This window comes from Acidithiobacillus sp. AMEEHan (genome assembly GCF_030996345.1).
Classification (GTDB): domain Bacteria; phylum Pseudomonadota; class Gammaproteobacteria; order Acidithiobacillales; family Acidithiobacillaceae; genus Igneacidithiobacillus.
Genome location: NZ_CP118747.1, coordinates 1,742,791 through 1,761,458, shown reverse-complemented (window position 1 = coordinate 1,761,458; position 18,668 = coordinate 1,742,791). Strand labels below are relative to the sequence as shown.

The 18,668-nt window shown below is 58.1% G+C and carries 17 protein-coding genes and 1 pseudogene; 15 read left to right on the top strand and 3 right to left on the bottom strand.

All coding sequences use genetic code 11. The features are described from left to right. Window positions 1-7: 7 nt before the first annotated feature. The 11 genes and pseudogenes from ORD17_RS09145 to ccsB all read left to right on the top strand — a co-directional run bounded on the left by ORD17_RS09145 (window position 8) and on the right by ccsB (window position 12,990). Complete coding sequence (locus tag ORD17_RS09145; protein ID WP_308388109.1) at window positions 8-2,827, top strand: valine--tRNA ligase; 2,820 nt, start codon at window positions 8-10, stop codon at window positions 2,825-2,827. A gap of 21 nt (window positions 2,828-2,848) precedes the next feature. Then, window positions 2,849-4,227 (top strand): annotated as a pseudogene (gene nhaA / locus ORD17_RS13485) (Na+/H+ antiporter NhaA). Continuing rightward, window positions 4,214-5,041, top strand: coding sequence for a carboxylating nicotinate-nucleotide diphosphorylase (gene nadC / locus ORD17_RS09130; protein WP_308388105.1), 828 nt, complete (start codon window positions 4,214-4,216; stop codon window positions 5,039-5,041). The pseudogene nhaA and the gene nadC overlap by 14 nt, the downstream one beginning before the upstream one ends. A gap of 67 nt (window positions 5,042-5,108) precedes the next feature. Continuing rightward, window positions 5,109-5,399 (top strand): high-potential iron-sulfur protein, encoded by a 291-nt coding sequence (locus ORD17_RS09125; RefSeq protein ID WP_308388103.1) that lies wholly within the window; start codon window positions 5,109-5,111, stop codon window positions 5,397-5,399. 244 nt (window positions 5,400-5,643) lie between these two features. After that, window positions 5,644-6,162 carry a DUF302 domain-containing protein gene (locus ORD17_RS09120; protein WP_308388102.1) on the top strand — a complete coding sequence of 173 codons (519 nt, stop codon included), beginning with the start codon at window positions 5,644-5,646 and terminating at the stop codon, window positions 6,160-6,162. A gap of 73 nt (window positions 6,163-6,235) precedes the next feature. Next, window positions 6,236-7,972, top strand: coding sequence for a thiosulfohydrolase SoxB (gene soxB, locus ORD17_RS09115; protein ID WP_308388101.1), 1,737 nt, complete (start codon window positions 6,236-6,238; stop codon window positions 7,970-7,972). Between the two features lie 12 nt (window positions 7,973-7,984). After that, entirely contained in the window at window positions 7,985-8,731 is a 747-nt protein-coding gene (locus ORD17_RS09110; RefSeq protein ID WP_308388099.1) for a hypothetical protein, read from the top strand. Then, window positions 8,700-10,514 (top strand): cytochrome c biogenesis protein ResB, encoded by a 1,815-nt coding sequence (locus ORD17_RS09105; RefSeq protein ID WP_308388097.1) that lies wholly within the window; start codon window positions 8,700-8,702, stop codon window positions 10,512-10,514. The genes ORD17_RS09110 and ORD17_RS09105 overlap by 32 nt, the downstream gene beginning before the upstream one ends. 22 nt (window positions 10,515-10,536) lie before the next feature. Then, window positions 10,537-10,902: a sulfur oxidation c-type cytochrome SoxX gene (gene soxX, locus ORD17_RS09100; protein WP_308388096.1), complete on the top strand. Its 366-nt coding sequence runs from the start codon at window positions 10,537-10,539 to the stop codon at window positions 10,900-10,902. A gap of 24 nt (window positions 10,903-10,926) precedes the next feature. Then, window positions 10,927-11,799, top strand: coding sequence for a sulfur oxidation c-type cytochrome SoxA (gene soxA, locus ORD17_RS09095; RefSeq protein WP_308388095.1), 873 nt, complete (start codon window positions 10,927-10,929; stop codon window positions 11,797-11,799). A 12-nt stretch (window positions 11,800-11,811) separates the two neighbouring features. Continuing rightward, a complete protein-coding gene (gene ccsB, locus ORD17_RS09090; RefSeq protein ID WP_308388094.1) occupies window positions 11,812-12,990 on the top strand; it encodes a c-type cytochrome biogenesis protein CcsB in 1,179 nt (392 codons plus the stop codon). A gap of 42 nt (window positions 12,991-13,032) precedes the next feature. On the opposite strand, the gene ORD17_RS09085 is transcribed toward ccsB, so the two are convergent. The 3 genes from ORD17_RS09085 to ORD17_RS09075 all read right to left on the bottom strand — a co-directional run bounded on the left by ORD17_RS09085 (window position 13,033) and on the right by ORD17_RS09075 (window position 15,325). Next, on the bottom strand, window positions 13,033-13,689 hold the full coding sequence (locus ORD17_RS09085; protein WP_308388091.1) for a hypothetical protein: 657 nt from the start codon (window positions 13,687-13,689) through the stop codon (window positions 13,033-13,035). A gap of 42 nt (window positions 13,690-13,731) precedes the next feature. Next, window positions 13,732-14,535, bottom strand: coding sequence for a YhjD/YihY/BrkB family envelope integrity protein (locus tag ORD17_RS09080; protein ID WP_308390085.1), 804 nt, complete (start codon window positions 14,533-14,535; stop codon window positions 13,732-13,734). 106 nt (window positions 14,536-14,641) lie between these two features. Next, window positions 14,642-15,325, bottom strand: coding sequence for a hypothetical protein (locus ORD17_RS09075; RefSeq protein ID WP_308388089.1), 684 nt, complete (start codon window positions 15,323-15,325; stop codon window positions 14,642-14,644). Window positions 15,326-15,499: 174 nt separating this feature from the next. Here ORD17_RS09075 and ORD17_RS09070 point away from each other — a divergent pair, with 174 nt between their 5' ends. The 4 genes from ORD17_RS09070 to ORD17_RS09055 all read left to right on the top strand — a co-directional run bounded on the left by ORD17_RS09070 (window position 15,500) and on the right by ORD17_RS09055 (window position 18,666). Next, window positions 15,500-16,117, top strand: a complete 618-nt coding sequence (locus ORD17_RS09070; protein ID WP_308388088.1) for a Fe-Mn family superoxide dismutase — start codon at window positions 15,500-15,502, stop codon at window positions 16,115-16,117. A gap of 110 nt (window positions 16,118-16,227) precedes the next feature. Then, window positions 16,228-17,262: a phosphoribosylformylglycinamidine cyclo-ligase gene (gene purM / locus ORD17_RS09065; RefSeq protein WP_308388087.1), complete on the top strand. Its 1,035-nt coding sequence runs from the start codon at window positions 16,228-16,230 to the stop codon at window positions 17,260-17,262. Then, window positions 17,255-17,914 carry a phosphoribosylglycinamide formyltransferase gene (gene purN / locus ORD17_RS09060; RefSeq protein ID WP_308388085.1) on the top strand — a complete coding sequence of 220 codons (660 nt, stop codon included), beginning with the start codon at window positions 17,255-17,257 and terminating at the stop codon, window positions 17,912-17,914. The genes purM and purN overlap by 8 nt, the downstream gene beginning before the upstream one ends. After that, the gene (locus tag ORD17_RS09055) at window positions 17,911-18,666 is read left to right on the top strand and encodes a molybdopterin-binding protein (RefSeq protein ID WP_308388083.1); all 756 of its coding nucleotides are present in this window, start codon (window positions 17,911-17,913) and stop codon (window positions 18,664-18,666) included. The genes purN and ORD17_RS09055 overlap by 4 nt, the downstream gene beginning before the upstream one ends. Window positions 18,667-18,668 lie beyond the last annotated feature (2 nt).

Here is an 18,668-nt window from a genome sequence, read left to right as displayed (position 1 = left end):
AAGTTTCATGAGCGATTCCCTCGACCGCCCGTTTGCGCCGGCCGACATCGAAAGTGCCTGTTACCAGCTCTGGGAAGAACAACAGGTGTTCCAACCGCACGGCGCGGGTGCGCCGTACTGCATCATGCTACCGCCGCCCAATGTTACCGGCACCTTGCACATGGGTCATGCCTTTCAAGATACCCTGATGGATATCCTCATCCGCCGAGCACGCATGCAGGGAAAGCGCACGCTCTGGCAGCCGGGCACCGACCACGCCGGCATCGCTACCCAGATGCTGGTGGAACGCCGTCTGGAGGCGCAAGGGGAAAAACGACATCAACTCGGACGCAGCGCCTTTCTGGAAAAGGTCTGGCAGTGGAAAGAGGAATCTGGTGGCCAGATCATCCGCCAGATGCGCCGCCTCGGCGCTTCCTGTGACTGGTCGCGGGAGCGCTTCACCCTGGACGAGGGCCTCTCCCGGGCAGTGACCGATGTCTTCGTGCGCCTGCACGAAGAGGGGCTGATCTACCGCGGCAAGCGCTTGGTCAATTGGGATCCGGTATTGCAAACCGCGGTCTCCGATCTCGAGGTGGTCAGCAGCGAAGAGGCTGGCAAACTGTGGCACATCCGTTACTCGCTCAGCGACGGCTCCGGCGCTTTGGTGGTTGCCACCACGCGTCCGGAGACCCTGCTCGGCGACGTAGCGGTGGCCGTGCACCCGGAAGACGAGCGCTATCGGGAGTTGATCGGCAAGACTCTGCTCCTGCCCATCACCGGTCGGGAGATCCCCGTCATCGCCGATGACTACGTCGAGGCAGAGTTCGGTTCCGGTTGTGTCAAAATCACCCCGGCCCACGACTTCAATGACTACCAGGTTGGCCAGCGGCATCATCTGCCGCTGCTCAACATCTTCACGCCGGACGCCCGCATCCGGGAAGAGATCGAAGTCGTCACTGGCAACATCGACAATCAGGCAATCCCCGCCGAGCTGCGTGGTCTCGACCGTTACGCCGCCCGCAAACGGATCCTCGCCCTGCTGGAGGCAGACGGCAGCTTGGTGCAGACCGAGGAGCACCGCCTCATGATCCCGCGCGGTGACCGCTCTCAGGCGGTCATTGAGCCCTATCTGACGGATCAGTGGTACGTGCGCGTCGGGCCCCTGGCCGAGGCGGCGACGGAGGTCGTACGCGACGGCCGCATCCGCTTTGTGCCCGAGAATTGGACCCGCACCTATTTCGACTGGATGCAGCGAATTGAAGACTGGTGCATTTCCCGACAACTGTGGTGGGGGCATCAGATTCCTGCCTGGTATGGCCCGGATGGCCAAATCTTCGTCGCGCGCAGCGAAGAGGGGGCCCGGCGCAGTGCCGCCGAACACTACGGTATGCCGGTGCCGCTGGAGCGCGACCCCGACGTGCTCGATACCTGGTTCAGCTCTGCCCTGTGGCCCTTCACCACCCTCGGCTGGCCAGAGCCAACGGCGGATCTCCAGGAATTTTACCCCACCTCGGTGCTGGTGACGGGCTTTGACATCATCTTCTTCTGGGTCGCCCGGATGATCATGATGGGCCAGCATTTTACCGGACAGGTACCCTTCCGCGAGGTCTACGTCCATGGCCTGATTCTCGATGGCGAAGGGCAGAAGATGAGCAAGTCCAAAGGCAATGTCCTCGACCCCATCGACCTCATCGATGGCATCGATGCTGAAGCCCTGGTCGCCAAACGCACGCAAGGGCTGATGCAACCGCAGATGGCCGACAAGATTGCCAAGGCGACGCGCAAGGACTTCCCCAATGGCATCCCTGCCTTTGGCACCGATGCACTGCGCTTCAGCTTTGCCAGTATCGCCACCCAAGGGCGTGATCTGCGCTTTGATCTCAAGCGCGTGGAAGGCAATCGCAACTTTTGTAACAAGATCTGGAACGCCACCCGGTTTGCCTTGCTGCAGGTTCCCGAGGATGCCGATCTGCAGGGCGAATGCGAGTTGCTCGCGCCGGAGCGCTGGATCATCGGTCGCCTGCAGGAAGTCGAGGCCGGCGTCAACGATGCCACCGACCAGTATCGCTTTGCCGATGCGGCGCATGCCCTCTACCAGTTTTTCTGGAATGACTACTGTGACTGGTACATCGAGCTCAGCAAGACCGTTCTGCGCCCGGAATCCGGTTTCTCTGCCGCGCAGATCCGCGGCAGCCGCCGTACTCTGCTGGCGGTCCTGGAGGCCGCACTGCGCCTCGCCCACCCCTTCCTGCCCTTCCTCACGGAAACCCTTTGGCAGAGGGTAGCCAAACGTCTGGGCAAGGAAGGACGCACCATCGCCATGGCACCGTATCCCCAGGCGGACCTGCAGCGGGTAGATGCGCAGGCCGATCGGGATCTCGACTGGCTGATGGGTTTTGTGGGCAGCCTACGCTCGATTCGCGGCGAAGTGGACATTGCTCCCAGCCGCGAGCTGCCGGTGCTCCTGCAAGGCGGCGGTGACCAGGATCGCAGCCGCCTGCGGGAGCTGCTGCCGTGGTTGCGGCAACTGGCGCGCTGTACCGAACCACAGTGGCTGGAGGAAGCGACTGAGGTACCGCCGGCAGCCCTACAACTGCTGGGGGATTTGCGGATTTATGTGCCGTTGGCGGGCCTCATCGATGTCGCTGCGGAATATCAGCGCCTATGCAAAGAGGAAGATCGGCTCCAGGTAGAAAAGGGAAAGGTGCAAGATCGCTTGGCGCAAGCCAGTTTTCGCGAGCGCGCACCCGCTGAGGTAGTCGCCAAGGAAGAGGCAAGGGTTCTGGAACTCACCGCTGCGCTACAGGAGCTGACGGAGCAACGCCAGCGTCTGGACGCCTTGCGCTAGAAAGGCGTCCGCATTTCGGCCATGCAGTCTGAGCGCCCCACGAGCTTTCCACAGGAACGTCCTTACCCGCTGGAGCTCCTCTTCGGCAAGGTACTGACGCCGTTTGAGCAATTCCTGCGCCGCGCGACCGCCGGCGGCATGGTTCTCATCGGTGTCACGGTACTAACCTTGATCCTCAGCAATTCCACCCTGCATGATGCCTATCACCATTTCTGGCATCAGCATTTCAGTCTGCACTTAGCCGACTGGAGCCTCGATCATGACCTGCAGGAATGGGTCAATGATGCGCTGATGGCGATTTTTTTCTTCGTGGTCGGCCTGGAGCTCAAGCGCGAATTGTTGGTGGGGGAACTGGCCAAAATCAGTGATGCCATTTTGCCCATCGTGGCTGCTGCGGGGGGCATGCTGGTTCCCGCCCTGCTCTACTCCGTCCTGAATGGGACTGGCCCGGCCTATGCCGGTTGGGGTATCCCCATGGCGACGGACATCGCCTTTGCCGTCGGCATTCTGGTGCTGCTGGCCTGGCGCGTGCCGCGTAATCTCATCATCTTCCTGACGGCCCTGGCCATTGTCGATGATCTGGGCGCGGTGCTCGTCATCGCCATATTCTATACCTCCCACATCGACGCATGGGCGCTGGCCGTGGCTGGGGGGATTTTCCTCGTTCTCCTGCTGCTCAACCAGGGGGTATTCGCCGTCCCCTCCCCTATCTCCTGTTGGGAATATTGCTCTGGTATTTTTTGCTGGTATCTGGCGTACACGCTGCGGTCGCCGGCATCCTGCTGGCGATGACGCTGCCGGCACGCGGGCGGGTGAGCCCAACGCAATTACGCGCTACCCTGCACGAGCAGGAAGAAAATCTGGGCCGGCTGCTCCGCGAGGAAGAGACCTTCGACCCATTGATCAACCCCAAGCTCAGCCGGCTCGCGGAGCAATTGCACCAGCAGAGCCGGGAGATGATTTCCCCGCAGCAACGCCTGGAGCATGGCCTCGGTCCCTGGGTAAGCTTTGGGGTGCTACCCGTCTTTGCCCTTGCCAATGCCGGGATCGATTTTTCTCAGGTGAACGGGGGAATGCTGTGGAGCACCGTGACCTTGGGCATCGTGCTCGGTTTGGTGGTGGGCAAATTCGTCGGCATCTCTCTTGCCAGTTGGCTAGCGGTGTGTCTGCACATCGCCAAGCTGCCGCAAGGTGTTGCCTGGCGACACCTGTTGGGGGCAGCTTGGCTCGGCGGCATCGGCTTTACTATGTCACTGTTCATCAGCCAATTGGCTTTTACGCAACCGGAAATGCGGGAAGAGGCCAAGGTCGGAATTTTGACTGCCTCGTTGCTGGCGGGAATCATCGGTCTTCTCTGGCTATGGGTAGCGAGCACCAGGAGGGAAAATGCTTCCGGCTGACATCACGGAATCGGTACGACACGCCTTGGCGGAAGATCTAGGCAGCGGCGACTTGAGCGCGGCACTCATCGCACCACGGCAAGAATTACAGGCGCGGATCATCAGTCGGGAAGCAGGGGTGCTCTGCGGTCAACCCTATGTCGAAGCGGTCTTCGCCCAGCTCAGCGCTGATTTGCAGGTAGATTGGCAGGTTACCGAAGGCGCAGAAATCGCTCCAGAGCAAGTCCTTTGTACCCTGCATGGCCCCGCCAGGGCGCTCCTCACTGGGGAGCGCAGCGCACTGAATTTTCTGCAACTCCTGTCCGCCACCGCGACCCAGACCCGCGCCTTTGTCGAGCGTCTGCAGGGTAGCTCGACGCGCCTGCTGGATACCCGGAAAACGTTGCCCGGTCTGCGTTTGGCGCAAAAATATGCCGTGCGCGTTGGTGGCGGTCATAACCACCGCCTCGGACTCTTCGACGGCATCCTCATCAAGGAAAATCACCTGGCGGCCATTGGCGGGATCGCCCCGGCGGTTGCCCGTGCTCGCGCCCTGGCACCGGTGCTCACCCGCGTCGAGGTCGAGGTCGAGACCCTCGAGCAACTGGACGAGGCCGTCGCTGCGGGCGCCGACATGGTGCTCCTCGACAATTTCTCGCTGCCGGCCCTACGCGAAGCCGTGGCGCGGGTCGCCAGACGGATTCCCCTCGAAGCCTCGGGCAATATTTCGCTGGAGACTGTAACCGCCGTCGCCGCCACGGGCGTCGACTACCTGTCCGTAGGAAGTATCACGCGCAACGTGCAAAGCCTGGATCTATCGTTACGCTATCTTTAGCCACCGGTATACAAATTGCTGTCGACTTGGCTATAGTTGGAGAGCATCCCTCACAAAAGGAGTAGCCATGAGTGCAGAAACCCCCAAAATGAACCGCCGCGATTGGTTGCGCAAAAGTGCCTTGTTTGTTGGCGTCGCCACGATCGCTCCCCTGGTATTCACCAGCCCCGCCGAGGCCGCCGACAAAATGGCCAAGACGGCAGTCAACTATCGCGACAAACCCAAAGGTTCGGAAATGTGCAGCAACTGCAAGCTGTTCATTCCTGGTCCCACGCCCACGGCCATGGGCGAATGCAAGGCCGTGGCTGGCAAAATCGATCCCAAGGGCTGGTGCGACATCTACGTCCCCAAGGCTTGAGCAAGTCGGGGCCGCCTCGTCGGCCCCATTGTTCCCCGACAGCGCCCTACTGTTCCATTCGGTCCATCCCATAGCCGGCTGCAACGGCGTCATCCGCGCCATCCCTCTTCCCAAGCCCCGCAGATTACCAACACCCTTCTGATTTTCAGAGACTTTCTGTATTCGGCCCGGTTCCACCTGGACTGCCAATCTTTACGGCATACATATTGCTACAATGTTTATGCAATGACATTTGGAGTCTCTAATGAAGCGAATCACCGCCGCCGTACTCGGTTTTTTCACGGTTTTCACCGTGACGCAGGCCTGCGCTGCTCCACTGTATGTGGAGAAGGTCGATCTCCCCATTGCCAGCACGATGTCGGAAATCACTAACAGTCTTCATGCTGCCGGCTACAAGATCGTCCTCAAGCTCAACATTCTCAAGCTCATCGAAGGGCAGCAGAAAACCCTCAAGATCCCTGACTTTGATGCCGTACATTTTACCGACGCACGCGCCATCGTTTTTTGCAACCCCTACGATTTCAGCAAGTTGCTCAATACCTACTGGCCGAGTGCCGCTGCCTGCCCGCTTAACCTGACGGTGTTTGGGCGCGGGCAAGACAGTTACATCGTCTATGGCGAGCGCATCGCCTACGCCGGTACCTCCAGCGCCAACAAAAAGGTCACCAAAGCGGTCGACAGTGGTGTCATCAAGGCCCTACAGCAGATCCCCATGTCTCGGGAGTTGCACAAAATCCCGGACTGGGTTGCACCCGCCGCATGATGCGGCCTGAGAAATCGCGTTCGTTGGCTCAAGCCAGCGGTTTTGCCCAAAACAGAAGAGGAGTTTTTTCGAGATGAATATCAGCCGCAGAGATTTTATGGCCATCATGGGTATTGCCGGTGCCAGTGGTTTTCTCGCGCCTTCGGCGCTGGCTTCGAGTTGGGGAAGCGGAAGTGATCCCTACGACATCCCCAAGTACGGCAATGTCACCCTGCTTCACATCACCGATACCCATGCCCAGCTGCTTCCGGTTTGGTGGCGCGAACCGGGCACCAATATCGGCACCCGCAAGCAGCATGAATGGGGGGTGACGCCACATCTGGTGGGCAATTACAAACTTGACTATTACGGCATCAAGGCGGGGACTCCAGAAGGGTATGCCCTGTCCTGTCTGGACTTCGATACCTTGGCCCACAAATATGGGAAAATCGGCGGTTATTCGCACATCGCCACCCTGGTGAAGCGCTACCGCGAGCAGGTCGGCGCCGATCGTACCCTGCTCTTTGATGGCGGCGATGCTTGGCAGGGCTCAGCAACCAGTCTGTGGACGCGCGGCGAGGACATGGTCGGCGCGCAAAATCTACTGAAGGAAGACTATTTCGTCGGACACTGGGAATTTACCTACGGTGCCGACCGCGTCGAGTATTTACTGAAACACAAACTCAAGGCGAAATTTCTTTCGCAAAACGTCTTCACCATCCCCTGGGATGAGCCGGTGTTCGATCCCTATGATATTCGTGAGGTCAATGGCGTGAAAGTGGCGGTGATCGGACAATCATTCCCCTTCACGCCGATCGCCAACCCTGCGTACTTCATTCCGAAATGGTCTTTTGGCATTCATCCTGGGCACATGCAAAAAATGGTCGATGAATGTCGAGAAAAACATCACGCGGACGTGGTGGTCGTACTTTCGCACAATGGTGCAGATGTCGATAAAAAGATGGCTTCCCAGGTGAATGGCATCGATATCATTCTTGGCGGCCATACGCATGAAATCATGGGGCCGAAGCCGGTAATGGTCAACAAGACGATCATCATCAATACCAGCACCAATGGCAAATTCCTGGCGCGTTTCGATCTCGATGTGGGCAAGGGAAAGCTGAAAGGCTGGCGTTTCCATTATTTACCCATTCTTTCGAACATGATTCCAGCAGACAAAGAAATGGACGACTACATCGCGAAGGTCCGGGCACCCTATGCAGAGAAACTGGCGGAACCCATGGCCGTCACCGAGAGCCTGCTCTACCGTCGCGACAATTTCAACGGCACCTTCGATCAGTTGATCTGTAATGCGCTGCGCGAAGAAATGGATTGCGAAGCAGCTTTCTCTCCGGGCTTCCGCTGGGGCTACACCAAACTGCCAGGGGAAACCATCACCATGGAAGATGTCATGGGGCAAACCGCCATCACCTATCCACAGGTGACAGTGACCGAATACACCGGAGCCGAGCTGAAGAACGTCATGGAACAGGTGGCGGATAATCTTTTCAATCCCGATCCCTATTACATTCAGGGTGGCGATATGATTCGGGTAGGAAACATCCAGTATACTTTCGATCCCTCGGAAACCATCAACAAACGCATCAGCGACCTGCGGGTCGGCGGCAAGCTGGTGCACGCGAGCAAAAAATACAAGGTTGCTGGCTGGGCGGCCATGCAAAAGGTTGAGGGGACACCGGTCTGGGATATTTTCGCGAAATGGCTGAAGGACCAGAAAACCGTCCGTGTCGACCATCGCGACCTGCCCGTGCTGACCAAAAATATGCGTGGCAATCCTGGTATCGCCTTCCCCAAGGAATATGATCTCTGAGGGTGTCGATCCATGAAACTCCTGCCCGATCTGCCCTTCATCGAAAAACTGCTATATACGGGTTTCATCTTTCTGGTCGGCCTGGGCCTCCTGTCCGCAGAGGCCTATACCTACTTCGTGATCCACGGCGCCGATGGCAAGCCCGGGATTTCGCTGCAGGACCTGGTCGTCCACTACTATGGCAACCGCAGTTCCAGCAAACTGCAGACCATGTTGCCAGCGATGATGTCCATGGCCCAAGTCCCCGCTGCAGAAAAACCAAAAATGCTGTCAGCGGTCAATCACTGGATCGCCAATGGTGAAAGTCGCACGGATTACGAGAAAAACGTACGCCCGTTGATCAACGCCTCGTGTCTGAAATGTCACAGCATTGGTATGCCTAACATTGGCAGTTTCGATTTGTTGAAAAAGCAGGCCAAGGTCGATATGGGGATGCCCTACTCCGCTATGCTGATGAATGGCATGATTCATTTGACCACCCTAGGCGTGATCTTCTGGATTGCTGGCTGGATCTTTGCGCGCACGCGCAGCTCCAAGGGAGTGAAAGTCTTTTTCATTGCCATTCCCTTCCTGGCATTTTTTATCGATTTCGCCGGCTGGTTCCTGACCAAACAAAGTCCGGATTTTGTCTGGCTGGTTTTGATCGGCGGCATTTTCTCTTGCCCTGTGGTACTGATTGGAATGGCCATTAGCCTCTATCAGATCTGGATATTGAAGAGTTCCGACCATGGCGATCGAGCACAGCCCCTCGCTTCCTGAGCCGCTCGCACGACGCCATTGGAGCGCCAGCGCCCGCCTTGTCTGGCAGGCGCTGGTTTCCATGCGTCTGGCGGTTCACCTGCTGCTCTTCGTCGCTATCGCGTCAATCATCGGTACCATTCTTGCCCAGCAGGTGAGCTACCACCAGTACGTCGCACAGTTTGGCCCATTCTGGTACCGCGTATTCGCTGACCTCGATCTGTATGATGTCTATCGTTGTGGTTGGTATATCGGCCTGGTGGCTTTTCTGGTGCTGTCGACGGCATCCTGCATTACCCGCAATACGCCCACCATGCTGCGCGACATGGCGCTGCCCAAGCGACTCTCCAGCCACAAATTTCTCGCCAGTCGTCCAGAACAGGCAGAAATCCGTGCAGCATCGAGCAGTGGTTCCCTGGATCAAGAGCTGGCCATCTTGCGGGAGAGAGGATATCGCACCCATGCACTTGCAGGACCGGATGGAAAGAAAATCATCCTGGCACAGAAAGGCAGATTCTATCGTCTCGGTTATATTTTTACCCATTTCGCCATCATTCTGTTCTGCGCCGGAGCACTATACAACGCAAATTTACCACTGAAGATCCGGGAGTGGCTGGGCTCCATTACGCCGCTAACCAATTTTGCGTTACCCCTATCCAAAATTCCCCAAAAAGATTGGCTTCCTGCCAACAACAGCGCCTTCCGTGGCATCATCAGCATTCCCGTAGGACAAAGCGTGAACGCAATGTTCGAGCTGATTGGTGATGGTTTTCTGGTGCAACGCCTTCCTTTCACCGTCCATCTCGATCATTTCACCATCACCCACTACCGCAATGGCATCGCCAAAAGCTTCATCTCCCGTATCACCCTATACAACGCGCACGGAAAATTGCTCCATTCCGGCATCGCCTATCCCAATCATCCACTGACCTACGACGGTGTCAGTATCTATCAAACTTCGTATAACGACGGTCGCTCGTTACTCCAATTCCAGAGTCATTCCCTGCTCGATCCTGAATTGCCAGCCAATAGCTTCGCCGTACGCGTTGGCCAAAAGCTGCGTGCCGGCTCCGGTAACTACGAGCTGACCATCGAGAAACTGAAAGTCAACAACACCATTCCGCGCAAGGATCTGGGACTGGCAGAGCGTCCAGGACACAGTATGATCAATGTCGGTCCCATCGTCCGCTACCGGGTTACCGATCGCAAAACTGGCGAAAACTGGATCTACAAGAGTTATTTGTGGCCTCTGAAGCGTCATGGAGAGAGCTTTTTGCTGCTTGCCTACCATCCTCAGAGAAGTGGCGCAGAACAATATCTGGCCATTCCCGAGGGTCCCAAGGGCGGTGCAGGCCTTTTCCTGGACTACCTAGGCGCGTTGGAGAATGCCGCCGCGCAGGGCGCCAATGCGAGTGCAACAGTTTTCCGGCAAACCCTAAAGCAGGTCGCTGCAGCGCATGACATTCAACTCACGGCGCAGGAACGATCCAATTTTCTGCGGGCGAGCCTGATTGCACTGCACAGCCTGCATGACTATCCCCTTCCCTTTCTGGTAACCCTGCATCATCTTGACCTGCGTTGGTCGGCAGGACTCGAAATGACCAAATACCCCGGAATGCAGATTGTCTATGGCGCGTGTTTTCTGCTGGTGGGCGGAATCTTCATTCTCTTCTACGTGCCGCGTAAACGCCTGTGGATTCGCCAGACGGCTGCCCATCAATTGCGGCTCAGCGGCGATAGTTCACGCAATTCGGAGGATTTTCACCAGGAATTCCTCGAAATCACCGAGGAGCTCCGATCCTAGATCACAGCAAAAGGAGAACATCATGTTTCATCAAAGCTCTCGCATCCTGCTCTTGCTGAGTGCCGTTGCCCTGCCCGCCGCCGCGATCGCCGCGCCCAGCGCCGCCGACATCGCCGCAGGAAAGTCCATTGCCTTCAATCGTGCCGAAGGTAACTGTCTTGCCTGCCACGTATTGCCGGGAGGGACGATGGCCGGCGATGTAGGACCAGATCTGACCCATTTTCCCTTCAAGATCGTCTTTCATAATCGGCAAAAACTGGTAGATTTTCTTTACGATCCGGAAAAAACCATACCCCACATCAATATGCCGCAATTCGGCAAAAACAAGGTATTGACACATCATCAACTCGAACTGGTTGCGGATTATCTTTGGTCCCTGCAAAAGTAATCATTTCACACTGGGAGAAACGCCATGAAATACGCAAAACGAATCCTCTCCTTGAGCTTGGGCTTGGCACTTGGTAGTGCCGCCCTCTCGGCCAACGCCATCGATTGGTGGCAACTGGGGAATACCAAGGTTGGTCCACAGAAGACGCTGCAGGAATTTCACCAATACTTCAAGGAACAATTCCCTAAAATGAGTCTCGAACAGTACGCGCTGGGGAGTTATGCCTTCAATAAACAGGACTATGAACAGTACCAACAGGCGCTACAATTCAATCCCGGCGATCTTACCCTGAGCCAAGGAAAAAAACTTTGGGATAGCAAATTTCCGGATGGAAAAACCTATGCGTCCTGCTTCCCTGATGGCGGCAAGGGTGTTGCTGCCGGCTATCCCTATTACAGCGACAAGACGCATCAGGTGGTCACTGCCGCGATGCGCATCAATGCCTGCCGGGTAGACAATCATCTGGCGCCTTTGCAGCTCGGCAGCAGCGATCTGATTGCTCTGGAAACCTACTTTGGCTCGCTATCCAATGGAATGCCTACCGATGTCAAGGTAGAGGGTCCCGGAGCCGTACGCGCCTTTGAAGAAGGAAAGGCCTATTACTTCATGCATCGTGGACAACTCAATTTCAGCTGCGCCAGTTGTCACGTGGCCTATGCCGGAAAATATCTGCGCGGACAGATCATCTCGCCGGTGCTCGGGCAAAGCGCGCACTTCCCGACTTATCGCGCCTCCTGGAGCGCCGTCAATACCTTTGAAAAGCGTTTTCAGGGCTGCGACAAAAAGGTGGGCGCTGCCCCGCAAAAGCTGGATAGCCCAGAATATCGTGATCTGGCGTATTTCATGAGTTACCTCAGCAACGGGATCAAGATGAATGTCCCGGGCTATCGACCCTGAGGAGGATTGACCATGGCTGTTGATGTCAGTGAGCTTCGTCAGTGGTTCGCCTTCCCTCAAGGAGCGCGGGAACAACGCCTCTGGCAACGCCTTTGGGCGGTGGCGTTGACCGCTGGTGCCTTTGCCGTCTGGGCGATTTTTCGCGCCGACTTCTGGATGTGGCAATATATCACCCTCGGGATCTGGTATGCGGGACTGCTTTGGTTTGGCTGGCATTGGCCAGCCTTCCGCCGCCTGTTTTTCGCCATTCTCGTAGTTGCAGCGCCAGGCGTGGGTCTCTACATGGCTGGCTGCACCGCCGCCGACAGTCTTCTGCTGCGCTACCTCTTCCAGAGCACCGCGATGTTCTATTGGATGAGCGCTGCCATCCTGGTAAGCGCGGCCAGCTATTACTGGTATCTCTACGCCGGTTCACAGAGTGCCGGTGATCGCGGTCACCGCTTTGCCTGGCTGGCAACCGTGCTCGGCTTTGCCGGCCTGGCGATCCGCTGGAAAGAGACCTATGTGGGGCACCCATCCTGGGGCCACATTCCGGTCACCAATATGTATGATGCCATGGTGCTGCTCTGCACCATTACCGCTCTCTTCTACCTGTACTACGAAGCGCAGGGCAAGCGTCGCGGCCTGGGTGCCTTCGCCATGCCGATGATCCTGGCGGCCGATATCTTCCTGATTTGGGTCGGAATCGCCTACCACCAAAATCAGATCCAGCCCATCGTGCCAGCTCTGAACAGCTTCTGGATCAAGTTGCATGTCCCCTGCGAGTTCATCGCTTATGCCAATTTCTATCTGGCGGCAATGGTCGGCCTTGCCTATCTGCTGCGCCAGCGGGCGGAACGCCTGGGCAGTCGTTTGGTGGAGCGCCTGCCCGATCTCAATCAACTGGAACGCATCATGGCGGCCATGGTGACCTTTGGTTTCCTGTTTTTTACCGCTGGCACCATTCTCGGTGCGGTATGGGCGGCAAAGGCCTGGGGGGGCTTTTGGTCCTGGGACCCCAAGGAAACCTGGGCCCTGATCGTCTGGCTCAACTACGCCGCGTATCTGCATTTACGGGGCCGCAGTCCACAGCATCGGCCATCGGGGAAAACCTTGGCCTGGTGGTCGGTCATCAGTCTGCTGACCGTCACCTTCTGCTTCATCGGTGTGGATCTGTTCCTGGGGGGATTGCACTCCTACGCCAAGCTTTGAAAGCGGACAGGCGCCTTCAACACGAGGCGTCGCCCACCAGCTTTATTTCCCACCCCCTGCTGAAATGCCGACCGACGACTTCCATTGCTGCATCTTGGCGATGAGCGGAGATTTGGCGCAGTCCGCTGCCGAAAGGCTACTACAGGCGCTGGCCCACTGGCTGGTCGTCTGAAAAAACTTCTGCGCTGCGCCTGCCTGTTCCGCCTGCGCGCCGGGCAAAATCTTCGCTGCCGATCCATAGCTTGTCGCGCGCGCCTGCGCCCAGCTGGAGACGCCCTGCCAGCAGGAAACCCGCTGCGCGCCACTTTCGCCAATGCACGAGGTACTTTGCTGACGGGCACTGGCAAGATCCTGGGTCCAGGTCTGCGCAAAACTGCCACTGGTGATCCCCGTAGCTTCCTTCACCATTGGAGTCACTTTCGCTTCAGGAATCACGGTTGCCGGAGGGCTGGCTGGGGACGGCAGCGCTTGCGTCGGCAAACTCTCCTCGCGGATCGAGGTGGAAGAAGTCCTGGGGAGTTGCGGTAATTTCTCCTTCGGCACGATCGGCGCAGCGGGCGCAGGTGTCGGCTGCGATACGGGCTGGGGCAACGGTGGCATTACCGGTCCGGAAGGTAGCAAGCCGTTGTTGGTCGCCGAGCCACACCCTGCCAAGCTTACTGCCATACCAACGAGTCCCAGATAGGGGAATAATTTCATGACGATGTCCTTTCTTGCCGATTCAAATCCATAGATATAAAGCTAATTCGTAGGGTTTTTCTGCGCCTTGCCCGTAGAACCTTCGCCGATAGGATCCCGACGCTGCGCCGCCGCCGCCAATTCAGCCCCAAACAACACCGCCAACCAGGTCATGTAGAGCCACAACAAAAACACCGGCAGCAAGCCCAACGCCCCATAGAGCGTCTCGGTGATCGAGTAACGGATGTATTGCGCCAGCAAGTATTTGGCGACATTGAGCAGAATAGCCGCAGTCAGCGCACCAAGAAATGCATCGATAAAGGTAACTCGCGCGGCCGGCAAAATTCTATATAACGCCAAAAAGATCACTACCTCGACGACAAATGCAATGACATAGCTAAATTGCGTAGGTAGCGCTGGCATGGTACCGAAGTGGAGCAGCCAGTGTTGCACAGGTTCCAAGGAAAGAATCAACGCGGCGCTGGCAATGGGACCGAGAACAATGAGCAGAATGTAACGCAAAGGTCGCAGCCAGTGCGTAGTGATCTTTTCATTCCAAATCGCGTTAAAATGGCGCTCAATTTCGTGAAGAAGCAGCAGCGCCGTAATCAACAAGCCAATCACTCCGTACCACCCCAGCCCCGCGCCCCGGGCCGCCAGAACGTTAAGCCAATGAATGACCGCTTCCCCTACTTGGGGAACAAAACTCTGAAATACATAGCGATCGATCAGTTGCCGTTTATCTTCATTGAATCCAATGAGATTCCACAAGCTGAAAATTACTGCTAGCAAAGGCACGATAGCAAGTAGAGTGGTGTAGGCAAGCAAAGAAGCCCGATCCACACAGTCGTCCCGCCAGAAGTCCACTCCCGCGCGAATGAAGCGCAACAGAATGCGTCGCCACCAAGGCGTGAGCGGGTGCGGATACCAACGGCCGCGCCCCGACCGTTCTTTCGGTGGATTGTCCAACAAGTCAGCCATCCGCCCGCTCTCGAAATATCCGCCATTGTGCGACGCTGGGCGTGGCTTGACGTTGCCAAAGCCAGGCTTGGAAGGCCTCGGCCAAACTCGTCAGCGTGCTGAGGTTGCGCGTTTCGCAGCGCAACAAATGGCGCCGCAAAGGCTCGGTAAACGGTGGGCCGAAACGTGCGGAGATCTGCAGCAACAATGCGTCGAGTTGCTGGTCCTGCGGCCGTTTCAGGTAATAACTGGTAAGGGCCGTCAAACGACTTTCCCAGTCGGCAAGCAGCCAACGCGGCCGCGGAGCGATGCAACTGACCAGCCAGGGTAAGCCTCTATCCAGGCGGTAATTAAAGAGACGAAAAAGTTCTTCTTCACGCGCCAGGCTACCTGCCCAGGCATCAATGTTATCCAGGCAAAGGAACGGCGCCGCACAGAGGTCGAGAACGCCGTCCCCAGAGCCAGGAACCGCCCGGCAATCGATATAGGGAGCCCACAAGCCATCGGCAAAGGCAGCCCACAGCAGCAGATGGGTCTTGCCCGCCCCCGTTTCCCCGTAGAGACAGAGCGCAGTAGACGCCGCACGCAGCTGACGGACTGCCGCCAAGGCTTCTTCATGCAGACCTGGAAGGTTGGTCATTCCCGCAAGTTGCCGCGGCTGCAACGGCAGAAGTTGCTGACCTGGTACGGAAGACAACGCCATCGTTACAAGGCATTCGCTCAGCTGACTGGTCGCCAGTGTAACAGTGTTCGCCGGGGTCCGAAATCAAGGAGCCTGGCAACGGACCCGATTGTCGTTTGCAGACGACAGGGCTCGCCGACTACAATTCGGGGATAGATGCAGTTCCCACCCAGCTACAGGAGAACAGGAATGTCTGAATATACAGTACGGGAAGAACTCAAGCCCAGCGGCCTGGATGGTATCAGTGATGAGCAGATCAACGACCACTGGGGGCTTTACAAAGGTTATGTGGCGCAGAGCAACGCGTTGCGCAAGGAGCTCGACGAGATGCGGGCGGCAGGCAAGGGCGCTTCCCTGGGCTATGCGGACCGGCGCCGGCGCTTTGGCTTTGAATACAATGGCATGGTCCTGCACGAGTACTACTTTGCCCAGCTCAAGCCCGGCAGCAACATCGATCAGGCCCCAGGCTTCAAAGCGGCGGTGACGGAGCAATTCGGCAGCGCCGAAGCTTGGCACGACGACCTGATGGCGGCGGCAAAGAGCCGGGGCATCGGCTGGGCGATCTGCTACTACGACGCTACGACCGGGCAAATCAATAACCACTTTGTGCAACTGCATGAGGACGGCAACATCGGCGGTTTCAGCCCGCTGGTCGTGGTCGACGTCTTCGAACATGCCTACATGGTGGACTGGAAGGCTCTGGGCCGCGGCGATTACCTCGCCGCCTTGCACAAAAACATGAACTGGTCGGTGGTGGAAGCCCGCTTCCAGGCGGCCAAAAGCGGACAGGTATTCAAGCGCTTCTGAGCGCCAGTTGCCATCCGGCACGAAACCCGCAGCCCGCTGCGGGTTTTTTTTGGCTTGCCGCGAACGCAGTGGCTTCGTACCATCCTACCATTACCCTCCAGGAGCCTGATGTGAAACCCAAAGATCCTTTGACCTATCAGCAAGCCGGCGTGGATATCGATGCCGGCAACCGTTTGGTCGACCGCATCCAACCCCTCGCCAGCGCGACCCAACGTCCCGAGGTTTTGGGCGGTCTGGGCGGCTTTGGCGGTCTTTTCGCGCTACCCGCTGGCTATCGCCAACCGGTTCTCGTTTCCGGCACCGACGGCGTTGGTACCAAATTGCTCTTGGCCTTGGAGGCGAAGCAGCACGGCAGCATCGGCGTAGATCTGGTGGCCATGTGTGTCAACGACATTCTCGTATCGGGTGCCGAACCGCTGTGGTTTCTGGACTACTACGCTTGTAGCAAACTCGATGTCGAAGTCGCCGAGCAGGTCATTGCCGGCATTGCCGAGGGCTGTCGACAGGCCGGCTGCGCATTGCTTGGGGGCGAGACGGCAGAGATGCCGGGCATGTATCCCAACGATCATTACGATCTGGCAGGCTTTGCCGTGGGCATCGTCGAACGCGATGCCATCCTGGATGGCAGCCGCTGCCGCGCGGGCGATGCATTGATTGGCATTGCCTCCTCGGGGCCACACAGCAACGGCTACTCCCTCATCCGCAAAATTCTCGTGCGGGCAGGTGCCCACCAGCATCTGCAGCTAGACGGTGAACCACTCATCGACCAGCTCCTGCGGCCAACACAAATCTATGTGCGAGCCATTCAGTCCTTGCGCAGCGTGGTGGAGATTCACGCCCTGGCACACATTACCGGCGGCGGCTTGACCGAAAATCTGCCGCGTTCCTTGCCCAAAGAACTGGCTGCGGTCATCGATCCGAGAAGCTGGCCGCAACCCGTCATCTTTTCTTGGCTGCAGGAACAAGGCGAAGTGGACACGATGGAAATGCGTCGTGTCTTCAATCTCGGCATCGGCATGGTCGCCAGCGTCCCTTGGGAACAGCGCGATGCGGCCATCGAGAACCTCGCCGCCAACGGGCACGCCGCCTACTGCATTGGTCGGCTGGAAGCCCGCACGTCCGGCGGAGTCGTCTATCTTGACTGAACAACGCTTGGTGGTGCTGATTTCCGGGCGCGGCAGCAACCTGCGTGCCATTCAGCAAGCCTGTGCTAGCGGCCAGCTCCCGGCCCGGATCAGTGCCGTCATCAGCAATCGGGCGGATGCTGCAGGGCTGGCATGGTGTCGCGATGCCGGCCTCGCTGCGGATGTCATTGCACACCAGAATTTTGCTACTCGCGCGGATTTCGACCACTCCCTTGCCGCGGCAATCGACACCCACAACCCGGACTGGGTCATCCTGGCGGGCTTCATGCGTCAGCTGACCGATAGTTTCGTGCACCGCTATCTGGGCCGCCTGATCAATATCCATCCCTCCCTGCTACCCGCCTTTCCCGGCTTGCACACCCATCAGCAAGCCTTGCATGCCGGGGTTCGCTGGCATGGAGCAACGGTGCACTTCGTCACGCCAGAACTCGACGCCGGACCAATCATCGCCCAGGGTGTCTTGCCCGTGCTAAGCGCAGACACCCCAGAAAGTCTGTCCGCACGCGTGCTGGCGCTGGAGCACCAGCTCTACCCGCAGGCCCTGGGGCATCTGCTGCGTGGTGACTGCGTCCTGCAGCTAGGGCAGACGCTCTGGCGCCACGGCTATCAGAGCCCGAATTCTGCCCGCATCAATCCACAGGGGCAAGCATGACCGCACGCCTGGGTATCATCATCGTCGGCTCGGAGATCCTGCTCGGCAAACGGGAGGATCGCCACTTTGCCCGTAGCCGTGCGCAGGCGCTGGGTCGCGGCTACGAACTGGCATGGAGCCTGTTGCTGGCAGACCGCTGGGAGGATCTGATCAACCAGTATCGCTGGGCCTTTGCACAGGAATGCCCCTTTTTCTCCTTCGGTGGCCTGGGCGCTACCCCTGACGACCTGACCCGGGCGGCCGCCGCAGCGGCGCTGGATTTGTCTTTGGAGCGGCACCCCGAAGCGGCACGTTTGATTCGCGAGAGGTTTGGCGACGGGGCTGAGCCCATCCGCATCCGCATGGCAGACTTGCCCAAAGGGGCCAGCATCATCCCCAATCCTGTCAATCAGATCCCCGGCTTCCAGCTGCTTCAGGGCTACTTTTTCCCTGGCTTCCCACAGATGGCGGAACCGATGAGTCAGTGGATTCTGGAGCGTGACTTCCCGCTGTGTGCCCCGGCCTTGCAGTTGCGGATCCTCCTGCGAGAGCAAAAGGAAAGTGACTGGGTCGACTTCATGGAACGCCTCTGCGCAGAACACGCGCAGGTGGAATTTTCCAGTCTGCCCAGCTTCTCGGCGGGGGGTACGCAGATCGAACTCGGCCTACGCGGCGAGGCGCCGAGCTTGCGCGCGGCTTGGCAGATGCTGGCAACTGAGCTCGAGCGGCGCGGCGTGCGTTGGGAGTGGCTGGAAGAGCCTCAATTGCCATGAGG

Bases quoted from the DNA above. Each gene is read 5' to 3' on its own strand.
- ORD17_RS09110 (WP_308388099.1), top strand. From the start codon at position 7,985: ATGAAACTCCTGCCCGATCTGCCCTTCATCGAAAAACTGCTATATACG.
- soxX (WP_308388096.1), top strand. From the start codon at position 10,537: ATGTTTCATCAAAGCTCTCGCATCCTGCTCTTGCTGAGTGCCGTTGCC.
- soxB (WP_308388101.1), top strand. From the start codon at position 6,236: ATGAATATCAGCCGCAGAGATTTTATGGCCATCATGGGTATTGCCGGT.
- ORD17_RS09070 (WP_308388088.1), top strand. From the start codon at position 15,500: ATGTCTGAATATACAGTACGGGAAGAACTCAAGCCCAGCGGCCTGGAT.
- ORD17_RS09055 (WP_308388083.1), top strand. From the start codon at position 17,911: ATGACCGCACGCCTGGGTATCATCATCGTCGGCTCGGAGATCCTGCTC.
- ORD17_RS09125 (WP_308388103.1), top strand. From the start codon at position 5,109: ATGAGTGCAGAAACCCCCAAAATGAACCGCCGCGATTGGTTGCGCAAA.
- soxA (WP_308388095.1), top strand. From the start codon at position 10,927: ATGAAATACGCAAAACGAATCCTCTCCTTGAGCTTGGGCTTGGCACTT.
- ORD17_RS09145 (WP_308388109.1), top strand. From the start codon at position 8: ATGAGCGATTCCCTCGACCGCCCGTTTGCGCCGGCCGACATCGAAAGT.
- nadC (WP_308388105.1), top strand. From the start codon at position 4,214: ATGCTTCCGGCTGACATCACGGAATCGGTACGACACGCCTTGGCGGAA.
- ORD17_RS09105 (WP_308388097.1), top strand. From the start codon at position 8,700: ATGGCGATCGAGCACAGCCCCTCGCTTCCTGAGCCGCTCGCACGACGC.
- ORD17_RS09085 (WP_308388091.1), bottom strand. From the start codon at position 13,689: ATGAAATTATTCCCCTATCTGGGACTCGTTGGTATGGCAGTAAGCTTG.
- ORD17_RS09120 (WP_308388102.1), top strand. From the start codon at position 5,644: ATGAAGCGAATCACCGCCGCCGTACTCGGTTTTTTCACGGTTTTCACC.
- ccsB (WP_308388094.1), top strand. From the start codon at position 11,812: ATGGCTGTTGATGTCAGTGAGCTTCGTCAGTGGTTCGCCTTCCCTCAA.